The 14,579-nt window shown below is 55.1% G+C and carries 11 protein-coding genes and 1 riboswitch; of the genes, 5 read left to right on the plus strand and 6 right to left on the minus strand.

Annotation, left to right across the window (positions count from 1 at the left end; all coding sequences use genetic code 11):
* Window positions 1–2 precede the first annotated feature (2 nt).
* Both VSQ30_RS19060 and VSQ30_RS19065 read left to right on the plus strand, forming a co-directional pair.
* Complete coding sequence (locus VSQ30_RS19060; protein ID WP_160643317.1) at window positions 3–977, plus strand: ABC transporter ATP-binding protein; 975 nt, start codon at window positions 3–5, stop codon at window positions 975–977.
* Window positions 977–1,957: an ABC transporter ATP-binding protein gene (locus tag VSQ30_RS19065; RefSeq protein ID WP_160643315.1), complete on the plus strand. Its 981-nt coding sequence runs from the start codon at window positions 977–979 to the stop codon at window positions 1,955–1,957. The genes VSQ30_RS19060 and VSQ30_RS19065 overlap by 1 nt, the downstream gene beginning before the upstream one ends.
* Before the next feature lie 111 nt (window positions 1,958–2,068).
* Here VSQ30_RS19065 and VSQ30_RS19070 read toward each other — a convergent pair whose 3' ends face one another.
* Complete coding sequence (locus VSQ30_RS19070) at window positions 2,069–3,664, minus strand: xylulokinase (protein WP_334466581.1); 1,596 nt, start codon at window positions 3,662–3,664, stop codon at window positions 2,069–2,071.
* A gap of 53 nt (window positions 3,665–3,717) precedes the next feature.
* The gene (locus VSQ30_RS19075; RefSeq protein WP_334466583.1) at window positions 3,718–5,244 is read right to left on the minus strand and encodes an NAD(P)H-hydrate dehydratase; all 1,527 of its coding nucleotides are present in this window, start codon (window positions 5,242–5,244) and stop codon (window positions 3,718–3,720) included.
* Window positions 5,245–5,339: 95 nt separating this feature from the next.
* Between VSQ30_RS19075 and VSQ30_RS19080 the strand changes: the two genes are divergently transcribed.
* Together VSQ30_RS19080 and VSQ30_RS19085 are read left to right on the plus strand one after the other, a co-directional pair.
* Entirely contained in the window at window positions 5,340–5,768 is a 429-nt protein-coding gene (locus tag VSQ30_RS19080; protein WP_334466585.1) for a pyridoxamine 5'-phosphate oxidase family protein, read from the plus strand.
* A gap of 54 nt (window positions 5,769–5,822) precedes the next feature.
* Window positions 5,823–5,963: riboswitch (FMN riboswitch) on the plus strand.
* A gap of 129 nt (window positions 5,964–6,092) precedes the next feature.
* The gene (locus VSQ30_RS19085) at window positions 6,093–6,686 is read left to right on the plus strand and encodes an ECF transporter S component (protein ID WP_334466588.1); all 594 of its coding nucleotides are present in this window, start codon (window positions 6,093–6,095) and stop codon (window positions 6,684–6,686) included.
* Between the two features lie 50 nt (window positions 6,687–6,736).
* Here VSQ30_RS19085 and VSQ30_RS19090 read toward each other — a convergent pair whose 3' ends face one another.
* The gene (locus VSQ30_RS19090) at window positions 6,737–8,119 is read right to left on the minus strand and encodes an MATE family efflux transporter (RefSeq protein WP_334466589.1); all 1,383 of its coding nucleotides are present in this window, start codon (window positions 8,117–8,119) and stop codon (window positions 6,737–6,739) included.
* A 115-nt stretch (window positions 8,120–8,234) separates the two neighbouring features.
* Window positions 8,235–8,597: an integrase core domain-containing protein gene (locus VSQ30_RS19095; RefSeq protein WP_334466591.1), complete on the minus strand. Its 363-nt coding sequence runs from the start codon at window positions 8,595–8,597 to the stop codon at window positions 8,235–8,237.
* A gap of 740 nt (window positions 8,598–9,337) precedes the next feature.
* On the opposite strand from VSQ30_RS19095, the gene VSQ30_RS19100 reads away from it, so the two are divergent.
* A complete protein-coding gene (locus VSQ30_RS19100; protein ID WP_334466593.1) occupies window positions 9,338–11,248 on the plus strand; it encodes an ABC transporter ATP-binding protein in 1,911 nt (636 codons plus the stop codon).
* A 98-nt stretch (window positions 11,249–11,346) separates the two neighbouring features.
* On the opposite strand, the gene VSQ30_RS19105 is transcribed toward VSQ30_RS19100, so the two are convergent.
* Together VSQ30_RS19105 and VSQ30_RS19110 are read right to left on the minus strand one after the other, a co-directional pair.
* The gene (locus VSQ30_RS19105) at window positions 11,347–13,080 is read right to left on the minus strand and encodes an ABC transporter ATP-binding protein (protein WP_334466595.1); all 1,734 of its coding nucleotides are present in this window, start codon (window positions 13,078–13,080) and stop codon (window positions 11,347–11,349) included.
* A 260-nt stretch (window positions 13,081–13,340) separates the two neighbouring features.
* Entirely contained in the window at window positions 13,341–14,444 is a 1,104-nt protein-coding gene (locus tag VSQ30_RS19110; protein ID WP_334462467.1) for an ISAs1 family transposase, read from the minus strand.
* Window positions 14,445–14,579: the final 135 nt, after the last annotated feature.

Here is a 14,579-nt window from a genome sequence, read left to right on the forward strand (position 1 = left end):
ATATGCTAAAAGTCGAAAATCTGTCCGCTTCTTATCAGACTATTGATGGCGACGTCCATGTTATAAAAGACCTGGACTTTGAAATTCGGGAAAACGAAATTTTCGGTATCGCGGGCGAGTCCGGCTGCGGCAAGACCACCCTTTTAAAGACCCTCTATGATATCGTGGAATTCCCTCTGGTTATCGACCAGGGCAAGGTAATCCTCAGCGGTGAAAAGAACGGGCAGAAGTTCTCTTATGAGTCCGGCCAGATCCGCAAGAGCTGGTGGAACAACATTTCCTATGTTCCCCAGGCCGCCCAGAGCGTTCTGAACCCCATCGTGCGTTTGAAGAAGCAGTTCCTCGATTCTATCCCTGATGAGGATAAGAAGAACGAAACCGAGGAGCAGACCCTGGCCCGCGTGGCCAAATATCTGGAGGACTTGAGCCTGTCCCCCGACGTGCTGGAGTCCTATCCCTTCCAGTTGTCCGGCGGTATGCGGCAGCGCGTTATCATCGCCCTTGCCACCTTCATGTCCCCCAACGTGGTGCTGGCCGACGAGCCTACCACCGCTCTGGACGTGGTTGTACAGCGCGGTATTTTGATGATGCTTATGCGCCTGCAGAAGCAGTTCAAGAACACGCTGGTTATCGTCAGCCATGACATGGGCGTACACTACCAGATCACAAACCGCATGGCTATCATGTATTCCGGCAGCGTCATCGAACTGGGCGACACGGAAGAGATCTTCTCCGATCCCGTCCATCCCTACACCCAGATGCTGGTTGCGGCCCTGCCCCGCGTAGGCGATAAGAGCCAGAAAGTGGGCATTCCCGGGCGCCCGCCAGCCCTGAAGAATCCCCCTCCGGGCTGCCGTTTCGCGCCCCGCTGCCCTAAGGCAACAGACCGCTGCCGCAGCGAAGTGCCCAAGTTCCGCGAGGTCAAACCCGGGCGCTTTGCCGCCTGCCATTTGCTGAATGAGGAGGTGGGCTTGTAATGGCTGAAAAATTGCTGGAAATCAAAAACGTCAGTAAGATATTCCGTATCGGCGGCATGATCCGCGGCAAAAAGCTGGTGGCCGTTGACGACGTGTCCTTGTCCATCGACAGCGACAAGCCGGTTATCCTCTCCATTGTGGGCGAGTCCGGCTGCGGAAAGTCTACTCTGTGCAAGATGGTTCTCCGCCTGCACCAGCCCGACATGGGCGATATCACCCTGCTGGGCAGATCCTATAAGGATAAGAAGGGCTATGACCCCAAGCAGTTCCGTTTGGATGTGCAGCCCATTTTCCAGAACCCCTATGAATCTTTCTCTGCCAGAAAGACGGTAGACTCCTACCTGTACAATACCGCCCTGCGCCTTGGCATTGCCAAGAACCGCGCCGAAGCGGATCAGAAGGTAGACGAGGCCCTGAAGAGCGTGGGTATGTCCCTGGCCGTTGTCAAGGGCAAGTATCCCACCCAGTTCTCCGGCGGCGAGCTGCAGCGTGTTTCCATCGCCCGCGCTTTGATCACGCAGCCTAAGCTGATTATCGCTGACGAACCTGTTGCTGCTATCGACGCTTCCATGAAGATGAACATTGTAAACCTCTTCAAGGATCTGAAGGAGAAGTACAACGTTTCCTTTATCTACATCACCCATGACCTGTCCACGGCATATTATGTGTCCGATTACATCGCAACCCTGTACCGCGGCTGCCTGATTGAATATGGCCCTGCCAAGGAAATCATGGACGAACCCGCCCATCCTTACACAGAGCTGCTGATGAATGCGGTTCCCCGCGTAGGCGATAAGTGGAAGGAAGATCTTGTAATGCCTGACATGGAGGACAAGGAATTCTCCATTGAGTATTGCAAATTTGCCCCCCGTTGCCCCTATGCTACTGACGAGTGCCGGAAGGAACGGCCCAAGGAGACTTATCTCAGCGATGAGCGCAAGGTGCTTTGCTACCATCCGCTGAACAACGGAAGCAAATAAATTATCAATCCCCCGAGGTTTTCCGCCTCGGGGGATTCTTTCGTTTTGCCAGGCTTCATGTTCTTAAGACTTTCCACTGTACTATGCACAACTTCCGCAGTGTCAGAGTATTCACGCCCACACTGTCGCCCCGGCTTTTTGGGCAGGCAGCGCAGCCTTATACCGCCTGAGATAAAGAGCAAACCCCTCAGCCGCTTTCTCGTCTGGAAGCTGGCATTTTTCCTGGGAATTGGCAAACACCTTGTGGGAGAGGTAGTCCTCCAGGGATTCCCCATTTTCCCGGTTTTTCCGGAACATGGCAAGCAGGGCCATGCCCCAGGGGCCGCCTTCTCCGGCAGTTTCCAGCACAGCGACAGGCACATCCAGAGCACTGGCCATCAGCCGGGGAGCCACCTCGGGCACCTTGAAAAGGCCGCCGTGCCCGTAAAGTTTGTCCAGCGCCACCTGCTCTTCCTCCAAAAGCTCCATGCCCATACGCAGGGGGGCCATGGCGGCGTAAAGCTGTGCCCGGGCAAAGTTCCCCAGGGTAAGGGGAGCCAAAGGATGGCGCAGTAACATAGGGCACCCTGCCTCCAGCTTCATCACAGGCTCCCCGGAGAAACAGTTAAAGTTTACCAGCCCGCCGCAGTCCGGTTCCCCCGCAAGGGCTGCCTGGTAAAGGAGGGCATATAAATCGCTTTTGCTGATTTTCGCCCCGCAGGCCCCCAGAAGCTCCCCAAACATCTTTACCCAGGCGTCCAGATCGGAAGTGCAGGTGTTGCAGTGTACCATGGCCACAGGCTTGCCGGTGGGGGTAGTCACCATGTCGATTTCCGGATACACCCGGGAAAGGGGCTTTTCCAGCACCACCATGGCAAAGATGGATGTGCCTGCCGACACATTCCCTGTCCGGGGAGAAACGCTGTTGGTAGCCGTCATGCCCGTACCCGCATCCCCCTCCGGCGGACAGAAGGGCACGCCGGGCTGCAGGCAGCCGGATGGATCCAGCAGCTTGGCTCCCGCCGGGGTCAGGAAGCCGCCGTCATCCCCGGCGGTCAGGGCGGCAGGCAGGATATCCCGGATTTTCCAGGGAAGCCCGTAAGGCTCTGTCAGGCTGTCAAATTGATCCAGCATCCCGCTGTCATAGTCCTTTGTAGCGCTGTTCAAAGGGAACATGCCGGCGGCCTCTCCAGTGCCCAGCACCTTCCTGCCTGTCAACTGCCAGTGTACATATCCCGCCAAGGTGGTGAGAAAGCCGATGCTGGGGACATGCGCCTCCTGCAGGCGGACAGCCCGATATAAATGGGCGGCGCTCCAGCGCTGGGGAATGTTAAAGCCAAAAAGATCTGTCAGCTCAGCGGCTTCTTTTTCGGTGATGGTGTTGCGCCAGGTGCGGAATGCGGCAAGCTGCCGCCCCTCCCGGTCAAAGGGAAGGTAGCCATGCATCATGGCGGACACCCCCATAGCCCCCACTGTAACCAGAGCTTCCCCATACTGTTCCCATACCTCCCGGGCCAGCAACCGGTAGGCCTCCTGAATGCCTGCCCAGGCCTCCTCCAGAGGATATGTCCATATGCCGTCTGCCTGCCGGTTTTCCCAGGTATAGTCGCCGCTGGCAAGCGGCGTGTGGTCAGGCCCGATTAAAACGGCCTTAATGCGGGTAGAACCAAGTTCCAGCCCAAGCGCGGTTTCCCCTTTTTGTATAGCCAGCTTATTTTTCCTGTCCATTAAAATCCCTCCCGAATTTTATGTGGTTTTTATCATAATGCTGCCCCGCGTTTTCACAAAGGGAACAGTACTTTCCAAGCTTCCGGCAGCATGTCCGGCAGATCTGTAGGCAGCATGGCCCGGGGGGTGAAGCGCTCTGCGCAGAGATCCCCGGCAAGGCCATGGAGATAAACCCCCAGCACAGCGCTTTGGAAAGGCGGAATGCCCTGGGCCAGGAAAGCGCCGATACTCCCTGCCAGCACGTCCCCAGAGCCACCCTTTGCCATGCCCCAATTGCCTGTGGGGTTTATGGCGGCCCGTCCCCCTTTTTCAGCCGTCACTGTAGCCGCTCCCTTCAGTACAGTCACTGCCCCGGTTTCCTGGGCAAAGCCCAGGGCGGCGGTAAGGCGATCCACCTGCACCTGAGGGATGCTTGTCCCCAGCAAACGGGCCATTTCTCCCGGATGAGGGGTTACGACCAGCGGCGCTGCGATTTTCTTCGGGGCGCCCGGGTGCCGGGCACAGAAATTCAGGGCCTCCGCGTCCAGCAGCAGGGGCTTGTCCCCTTGGATAAAATGGGAAAAAACCAGAGGGCACAGCAGGCCAGCGCTTTCCCCCAGCCCGCTGCCAATTGCGCAGGCAGAGCAGCTTTCCAGAGCAGCCTCCAGCTTTTCCTCCCAGCCGGAGGCGGAGAAGTCCAGAACCGTAAACACAGCCTCTGGCACAGCCAGGGCCAGAATGGGATAGGCCCTGGCATCTATGGCAATGTGCAGTAATCCCACCCCGCAGCGCAAAGCCCCCCGGGCCGCCATGATGCAGGCCCCTGTCATGCCATAGCTTCCGCACACCAGAAGGAGCCTGCCCAAATCCCCTTTATTGGCCTGGGCAGAGACAGAGGGCAGCGCTTCCTGGAAAAAACCGCTATCCGGCTGGAAAAAAGCCGTTTCCGCCCTGTGCGCCAAAGCAGGGGGAATACCTACAGAAGCCGTCACTGTTTCCCCGCAGAAAGCTTTGCCAGGGTAGGAGCAGTGGGCAGGCTTTTTCCCGGTGAAGGCCACTGTCACATGTGCCTGAAAGGTATTCCGGCTGGCCCGGCCTGTGTCGCACTCCACGCCGCTGGGCAGGTCGGCGGCAAGGCGCAGGCAGTCGTGGGTGTTGGCAAGGGCCAGGAAGCGGGCGGCGTCACCCTCCAGATCCCCCCGGAAGCCAAAGCCGAACACGCAGTCTATAACGCAGCAGGCAGTTGCCAGAGCCAGCTCCGATTCCCTGGGTTGGTGTTCCGCACACAGGCAGGAAACCGCCTCCGGCATTTCCAGGAAGGCGCTCCGGGACAAAGGGGCTTTTGGCTCCCCCTGCACCAGCAGCACCGTGCAAACCGCCCCCTTTTCCGCCAGCGCCCGGGCGCATACAAAGCCATCGCCGCCGTTGTTCCCTGCGCCGCACAGCAGGGCAATGGGCCTGCCCTGTAAGTTTCCCAGGCGCTTCTCCGCTTCCCAGGCCAGAGCCTGCCCTGCCTGCTCCATCATGGCGGAAAAGGAAATTCCGGTTTTCTCCCCGGCCTGCTCCAGGGCCTGTATTTCCTGTCTCTGAAAAATTTGCATCTCTTATCATCCCCTTGGGGTACTTTTAACAATCCCTTGCAAAGGCAAGAAGAAACAAGTATACTATAAAATATTGAGAAAGGTGGTTTTGCAAAATGGAAAAGCTGGGCCGGGAAACAGAAAGCATTATGGCAGAGCGCTTTAGCAAGGATACCGTCATTGCCCTTGCCACAGAGGGGCAGGGCAGGCCTTATGTGCGGTATGTCAACGCCTATTACGAAAATAGATCCTTTTATGTGATAACCTGTGGGCTTTCCGCTAAAATGCGGCAGATGAAGGAAAACCCTGCTGTGTCCATTGCAGGGGACTGGTTCACCGCCCAGGGAAAAGGGGAAAACCTGGGATATTTCCACAAAGAGGAAAACCGGGAAATTGCCGGGAAGCTGGAAAAAGCTTTCTCGTCCTGGATCCACAACGGGCACAATGATTTTTCCGATGAAAATACCTGCATCCTCCGCCTGCGGCTGGAAGAAGGGGTGCTATTTTCCCAGGGTACCCGGTACGACATTGACTTTACAGAATAGCGTGGGCAGAGCCGCTTGACAAAGCCTGTGCGCCATACTATAATAATACCAGCAAATGATCTTCGGGGCAAGGTGAAATTCCTGACCGGCAGTGAAAAGGGCAATCCTTACAGTCTGCGAACGGGAGGCAATCGCTCCCGCCGAACCGGTGCAATTCCGGTACCGACGGTACAGTCCGGATGAAAGAAGATACAAGAGGGTATAGAATCCCTGCCGCCTGCGGGCGGCTTTTCCCCGAACCGCTTTTTTTGCGCGTTGGGGCTTTTTTTATGCCTTCCCTGCCTTCGGTCTTTTGCAAAAATCTTGAAAGGACTGATCGGAACGATGGAAACCACAAGAAAAATCGACGTGCGCAAGCTGGCGGTCACCGCCGTAATGGGGGCTGTGGCGGCAGTGCTGATGTTCATAAGCTTCAGCGTGCCTCTGATGCCCAGCTTCATCAAGCTGGACTTGTCCGAGCTTCCGGCGCTAATCGCCTCTTTCGCCTTAGGCCCGGTAAGCGGCGTGGCGGTGTGCTTCATCAAAAACCTGGTGAACCTGCCGTTTACCACCACCTCCTGCGTGGGGGAGCTGTGCAATTTCCTGCTGGGCGCCGCCTTTGTCCTGCCTGCCGGCCTGCTGTATAAAAAGTTGAACGGGCGCAAAGGGGCGCTGATAGGCTCCCTTGTAGGAGCGGCGGCAATGGCGGTTCTAAGCCTGCCTATCAACTATTACATCACCTACCCCTTCTATGCTGTGTTCATGCCCATGGAGGCCATCCTCAACCTGTACCAGCTTATAAACCCGGCAGTGGAAAACCTGTTCCAGGCGCTGCTGTGGTTTAACGTCCCCTTCACCTTTATAAAAGGCCTTTTAAGCGTGGCCATCACCTTCCTCATTTACAAGAAAATTTCCCCCATCCTGAAGGGAAACAAATAAAGAATATATGTGAAAGCGGCCTGGAGGCTTCCTCCGGGCCGCTTTTAGCGTTAGTCTTTTTCTGCCCGCAGCCTGTCCCGCTTTTCCAGCTTGGCAAAAAGCCGGACCAGCACCACAATGGCAGCAATGGAAAGGATAAATTCCGCCGCGGCCTGCGCCCAGGCAAGACCATAGAGAGGGAAAAGCCAATCCAGAATAAACAGGGCCGGAATTTCCAGCACGATTTTCCGCAGGATGGCAAAGAGCAGGGATTTTGACCCCATGCCGCAGGCCTGGAACACTCCCACTGCCAGGAAGTCCATGCTGAGGAAAGGCAGGGAAAGGGACATGGCCCGCAAAAACTCCCTGCCATAGTCGATGATGGACTGCTGCTGCATAAACAGGGAGGTGATTTCCCCCGACCACAGGCAGAAGCCCGCTGTAGCCAGAACCAGGAAGGAAAGGGAAACTCTGGCGGTAAATAAGAAGGTTTTTTTCATGCGGGGCGTGTTGCCGCTGGCAAAATTATAGCTGATAAGGGGCATAATGCCTTGGGAAACCCCCATGGCTATCTGCATGGGAATCATCTGCACCTTGTGGGAAATGCCCATGGCCGCTACCGCGTCAGAGCCATAAACAGAGGCAAAGTTGTTTAAAATCGTCATGCCTGTCACGTTTAAAAGGTTCTGGATAGAGGCGGGCACCCCTACCCCGCACACCCCCAGCACCAGTGAGCGGCGGAAGCACAGCATTTTGGGGTTGACGCACACATAGGTTTTGCCCCGCTTGTGAAACAGCAGCACAAAGAAATAGAGGCAGGCCGCGCAGTTGGAAAGGAAGGTGGCAAGGCCAGCCCCAGCCGCCCCCATATTAAAGCCCCAGGGCAGGATGAAAACGGGATCCAGCAGGATGTTGAGGATGCAGCCGCTCATGGTGCCGATGCTGGCGTGAAGGGACTCCCCCTCTGCCCGCACCAGGTAGGCCATCACCACGTTTAAAATGGCAGGGGCCGCGCCGCAGATAACCGTCCACAGCATGTACTCCTGGGTGGCGTCATAAGTCTCACCGTTGGTGCCCAGCAGCCCTAAAAGGGGGTGCTGGAACACTCCCACCAGCAGGGAAAAGAGGATGCCGGAAAACAGAGCCAGATAAAACCCAAAGGCAGAGCTTCGCCGTACTGTGTCGAAGTCCTTGGCCCCCAGGGCGCGGCTCATCATGCTGGAGGAGCCAACGCCGAAAAGGTTATTCACCGCGTTAAAGGCCAGCAGCACAGGCCCTGCCAGTGTTACAGCCGCGTTTTGAATGGGATCGTTTAAAATGCCTACAAAGTATGTATCCGCCAGGTTGTACAGCACCATAACCAGGGAACTGAGCACCGTAGGGATTGCCAGGGTTATCACAGCCTTGGGCACCGGCATACTTTCAAATAGTTGGGTCTTTTGCTTGTCCTCCACCGGGGTTCCTCCTTTTTTAAATAGAGTTCGTATGTATATAATATTCTATTATAGCACGTCTCCCTGGCTTTCTCAACCTTCCCGCCCCTGGGCTGTGTAAATTTTTGTAGGATTGTCAAACAAACTGGACAAGGAATTCCAGAGGAGAAAGCCAGGCGAGGGGAGGCGTCGGTAAGTTGTTGGAACTGTGGTTATGGGCAGCAAGCTGTTTCTCAAAGTCAGCCAGAGAGAAGAAAGAGTGGACAGGATAAAAGCGTTTCTGGCCCTCCCGGTGGCTGCGCTCCACTTTGCCATTATGCCTGGGCGTGTGAGGGCGAATGAGCTTGTGATGGATACCAAGATCAAGGGCGGTTTTCTCAAAAAGGGTCAGGATATCCCGTTTGCTCTTGGAGAAACGATTAGGGCTTGTTTGAAAAATGGCAAATACCATCTTTTTGTCCAAAACGGGCGGTTTCAAGACGAAGAACCGCAAACGCATACATGCGTTTAGAAAGGCCGAACATTCCGTTTACGGAATGTTTTCGCCTTGTCGAGGATTTTTAACACAGAAACCGTTTGTCACTGGACAAAAAGACCGTTTTTCGGAATTTTAAGACAGACTCTGGAAATTCGGAACCGTTGTCGGTCTGGACACATTCCACACGGTTGCCCCTGTGGGCGTAGATCTTCACCAACCGTTTCAAAAAGTCGGCGGAGGAGTAGGCGGGCTGCTTCGGATAGGCAGCCAGGAAGCGAAGAGATACTGCACAGGTGGGTATAGCGGCTATCTGGACGTGATCTTCCCTGGAAAGCACATTTTCAATATATCATAGCAAAAATGATACTTTCACCGTGGAAGGTGTCAACGCTGACCTGCGGCATTATATCCCGACCTTGGCACGGCGCAGCAGCTGCTTTCTCAGAAAGCTGGAGAACCTTCAGGCCGTTCTTACTGTTTTCGTTCGTGCTTATAACCGCTTTGGCGCACAGAAAAGCCGCTATCGCTCCCGCCATCCTGGGGCTGCTGTCCTTTTTTCTCTCTTTGACTTCCTTTAACTCTGTCTTTGGACACTCCCAGTTGCCTGTTCAGGCTTGCGCAATTTATATTTTTGCGATATACTTATAAAGTATATGCCCGCCAGTGTCTCAGCGGGCTGTGAAACAGGGACGGGCGCTGCCTCTCATATGGAACCTGCGGGTTCCTCCATCTGCCCTTCCCAAAAACGAGATGAGGTACTTATGGCTATTTTAACAGTAAACGATGTCACCGTTAGCTTTGGTGAAGAAACAATTTTAGAGGGCATCACCCTTGAAATGCAGAAGGGGGAGCACATCGGGCTGGTAGGGGTGAATGGCAGCGGAAAAACCACTCTGTTTAAAACCCTTACTGGGGAATATACGCCGGACACGGGCAGCGTAATTTTCGCAAAGGACTGCACCCCTGGCTATATGGAGCAGCATGTGTGCCGGGACTTTGAAAAAACCGCCTTTGAAGAGGTTATGACAGTTTTCGCCCCCCTGCTGGAAATGGAAAAGGAGCTGGAGTCTCTTTCCAGCAAGCTTTCCCAAAATCCCCCGGAGCAGGAAATGGAAGCCCTTATCCTGCGGCAGACGGAGCTGAACGACCGCTTTGTGGACGGGGGTGGGCTGACCTGCCGCTCCCGGGCGCGCAGCGCCCTCTTAGGGCTGGGGTTTACAGAGGAGCAGATTCAGAACAGGGTGGGGGTGCTAAGCGGCGGGCAGAAGGCAAAGCTGCAGCTTGCCAAAATGCTTTTGGGCGGCGCAAACCTTCTGCTGCTGGATGAGCCTACCAACCACCTGGACATCCAGTCTGTGGAATGGCTGGAAGATTTCCTGAAAAACTATCCCCACGCCTACGTGGTTATCTCCCACGACCGGTATTTCCTGGACAAGGTGACTTCCCGTACCCTGGAGCTGCAAGGCAAGCACCTGGAAAGCTACAAGGGCAATTACACCCGGTATCTGGCCTTAAAGGAGGAAAAGCGCCTTGCCATGCAGCGGGTGTATGAAAGCACCCAGAGGGAAATTAAGCGCATAGAGGGCATTATTGAGCAGCAGAGGCGCTGGAACCAGGAGCGCAACTATGTGACCATTGCCAGCAAGCAGAAGTCTATTGACAGGCTGGAGGCCACCCTGGAAAAGCCGGAGGACGACCCGGACTCCATTCGCTTCCAGTTCCACGCCAGCCGCCGTAGCGGCGACGATGTGCTTACAGCCCAGGGCCTTTCCCTGGCCTTTGGGGAAGCGCCCCTTTTTGAAAACGTGGACATAGAGATTAAGCGGGGGGAGAAAATTTTCCTCATTGGGCCTAATGGCTGCGGCAAAACCTCCCTGTTTAAAATCCTTTTGGGCCAATACCGCCAGGACGCGGGGGAGGTGCGCCTGGGGGTGGGGGTGGACTTGGGTTACTATGAACAGTCCCAGCTAAGCCTGCATGACAATAAGGCCGTAATAGACGAGATATGGGATATCCATCCCCAGATGACCCAGACGGAAATCAGAAGCGCTTTGGCTATCTTCCTTTTTAAGGGGGAGGACGTGTTCAAACCTATAGGGGCTTTAAGCGGTGGGGAGCGGGCCAGGGTGCTGCTTTTAAAGCTGATGCTGTCCCGGGCCAATTTCCTGCTGCTGGACGAGCCGACAAACCATCTGGACATCGGCTCCTGCGAGGCCCTGGAGGAGGCCCTTTCCGGCTATGACGGCACCTTGTTTGTGGTGTCCCATGACCGTTATCTGATTAACCGCCTGGCAGACAAGGTGTATGCCCTAACCCCCCAGGGGGCCGAGCTGTATCTGGGAAACTATGACGCATACCTGGAAAAGCGGGAGGCCCGGCAGGCTATAGCCGAGAAGAAAGCCGCGCCCAAACAGAATCTCTATAAGCAGCGCAAAGAGCGTGACGCGGAGCTGCGGAAAAAGCGGGCAGCCCTGCGCCGGCTGGAAACGGAGATTGAGGAAAACGACGGGGCTGTTTCAGAATTGGAAAAAAATTTGGAAAACCCGGACATAGCCGCCGATTACGAAGCAGTGGCTCGGATTTCCCAGGAAATTGCCGAACTGCGGGAAAAGGCAGACGCCCTTCTTATGCAGTGGACAGCCCTTTCAGAGGAACTGGAGGGCCTGGGGTAATATCGAAGTTTATAGAACCCCCGTGCGGCGCTGCCGCACGGGGGTTCTGGTTCATATTTTCATCCCAGAAAGGACCGCCTTCCCAGCCCTGGATGGCCTTAGACCTCCAGAGACGTTTGATACAGGCCGGCATACACACCACCCCGGGCCAGCAGTTCTTCATGGGTGCCCTCTTCACACACGCCGTTTTCATCCAGCACCAAAATGCGGGACGCGCCCCGGACTGTGGAAAGCCGGTGGGCAATCACCAGGGTGGTGCGGCGGCGGGCCAACTGCTCCAGAGAGCGCTGGACAATTTTCTCGCTGTGGGCATCCAGCGCGCTGGTGGCCTCGTCAAAGATCAAAACCGGGGGATCCTTTAAAAACACCCGGGCAATAGAAACCCGCTGCTGCTGCCCGCCGGAAAGGCGCACGCCATGAGGGCCAACGTCTGTGTCATACCCCTGGGGCAGCTTTTGGATGAAGGCATGGGCGCCTGCCTTTTGCGCGGCGGCAACGATTTCCTCCTGGGTGCAGCCAGACTTGCCGTAGGCTATGTTTTCCCCGATGGTGCCTGCAAACAGGTATACGTCCTGCTGCACCATGCCGATGTTTTGCCGCAGGGAGCGCAGGGTGGCGTTTTCTACGGGCTGGCCGTCCAGCAGGATCTGCCCCTTCTGCACCTGGTAGAACCGGGGAATAAGGGAGCAAAGCGTAGTTTTGCCCACGCCAGAAGCCCCCACCAGGGCCACGTACTCTCCGGCTTTGATGGAGAGATCCAGCCCATGGAATACAGAGGCCCCGCCGTCATAAAAAAAGGAGATGTCCTTCAGTTCCAAATCCCCCTTCACCCGGGGAAGATCCCGGGCCTGGGGGCTGTCCTGAATTTCCGGGGACATGTCCATCAGCTCCCAATACCGGGCAAAACTGGTGGAGCCTTCTTGCAAAAGGCGGCTGGTGTTTGCCAGGCTCCTGACCGGGGCAGAGAAATAGTTTACGTACAGCATGAAAAGAACCAGGTCGGGCAGCTTCATCGCGCCTGCCCAGATAGCCAGCCCCCCAAACACTGCCACCGCAATGGGCAGCAGGTTTGCAAAGGCATCCATGCCGCAGTAAAGCTTGGCCTCGCTCTGGTAGCCCCGGCGGCGGCTTTCCAGGAAACGCTGGTTCTGCCGGTCAAACTTTTCCTCCTCCAACCGCTCGTTTGTGAAGGACTGCACCACCCGCACGCCGGAAAGGGAGTCTTCCACCTGGGCGTTCACATCCCCTGCGCTTCTGCGCCCTTCGGCCAGGGCTTCCCGCATTTTCTTGCTGTAGTACAGGGTATACGCCGCCATAAAAGGCAGAAGCGCCAAAAGGGCCAGGGTAACCTTCCAGTTGATGTGAAAAAGAATCACAGTTGCCCCCAGAAGCTGGATGGCGTTCACCACCACGTCCTCGGGGAAGTGGTGGAAAAATTCCGCCAGGGAAAGGGAGTCCGCCGTAATGCGCGACATCAGCTCCCCTACCTTATGGGTGTCATAAAAGGAGAAAGACATCCCCTGGCAGTGGCGGAACAACTGGGCGCGCATGTCCCGCTCCATTTTTGCGCCCATATGGTGTCCCTGGTAATCTAAAAAATACTGGCAGAGCGCCTGCACGATTACCAGCAAAAGCAGTATCAGCCCCAGCCGCAAAATGCGCCCCTGGGGGCTGGCCATGCCTTGGGCCAGCACATCCTCTGTGATGGTGCGCACGCCCAGGGGCACCACCAGCGCGATGGCAGACATCAGCAGCGCGCAGGCCATGTCTGCGAAAAACCAGCCAGCATAAGGCTTGTAAAAAGATACGAATTGTTTAAAGCGTTTTAACAAAATGTTTCCCTCCGTTTAGCTGCGGGAGGGCCATGCCGCATTAGCCGAACAGGCCGGGGGCCTGCTTAGCTTCGTCCAGAAGCAGTATCCCTCCCTGTGTTGTTTGTGTTTCCTGTTTTGACCATTTTCATAAATGTAGCACCGTCCTTTCTTGCCAGGGCTTTTAGCGGGCGGATAAGCCCCTGGCTAAACCAAAATAGTATAGCACAGATTTTAAAGGCCGTCAAGATTTCTACGGTCAGGGGCCAGGGCGACAGCATTTAAGTTCCCAACAAAATGGAGAGGAAGGTATCAGGATTAAGGGAAGCGCGGAAGCGGCGTTTCTGTAGGCTTGATTTACGGAGATTAGGGTTCTGACAATTTTTACAGAGAGACAGAGCAACCTTGCGAAGGACATTCAGGTTGAGCGGTGACATATCTTTCCTTGCTCTGGAGCTATCCTCGTCAAAAATAACATCCAGACACCAATGCAGCTGGTTTTCAATAGACCAATGGCATCGTACCGCATGGGCAAAACGTGGCAGTTCGGTTAGCGAGGAGATGAAATACCGAGTATCAGTAGAAGTTTCCCTATTCCTTGTAACAGTTGTGCGAACCTCTCCCACTGACTTTAGGCCACTCCAGTCTTTCTGTTCCGGCAGCCAGGACAGGTCTGTTAATAAACGGTATTCCCGTTTTTCTATTCGGCCATGGTCTTTTTCATCTGTGCTGAACAGAGGGATTTCTTCCCGAAAGCTGTCAAAATACAGAACAACATTCTCCAGTAGTCCAGGCTGGTTCCTTTTCAGGGCAATCACATAGTCAGCTTTTTTACTGGTAATTGTTCTTACGATCTCCTTCTGGCAACTCATGGCATCCGCTGTCACGATATTGTTTTTTATCTCCAACAGCTCCAGAAGTTCCGGTACAGCAGTGATTTCATTGGACTTTTCTTCGGTAACGATCTCTCCCAAAGTGACCTGATTTTCCGCCACGAAAGCACTTACTACATGATATGCCTTGTGATTATGGTTTCCGCTTCCACAAATCGTTTTACCATCTACTGCAATTACACTGCCTTCTTTTCGGTTGTTGGCCAGCCAGTCATACAGACTTTCGGCCAGCATTTTAGGGTTCAATCGCTCGAAAATTCGCCGGAATGTGTCACTGTCTGGTATCCCATTTGGCAGTTCCAGGAAGTTCCTTAGCCATTCCTCCCGTTCCCTTCCGAAATCCTCCATATCCGAAAAATCACTGCCGTTGCATACCAGAGTACACAATCCGATTATTAAAATGTCCTCCAATTTGTGCAGTACATGGCCTCGGTCCGTTCTTCTCGGGTCCTCTACCTTTTCCAGTGCTGTTTTTAATCTTTCTATTTCCATTCCTCTATTTTACCATGTTCCGACAAAAAGTTAAATGCTGTCGCCCTGGGTCAGGGGCTGCGTCCGCCATCCGCTGGCTTGCCGAACCGTTGTACCCTGCTTTGATCTGATTTTCTGTCTTTCCGCAATACGGAC

The sequence above is a fragment of the Acutalibacter sp. JLR.KK004 genome (assembly GCF_036941085.1).
Classification (GTDB): domain Bacteria; phylum Bacillota; class Clostridia; order Oscillospirales; family Acutalibacteraceae; genus Acutalibacter.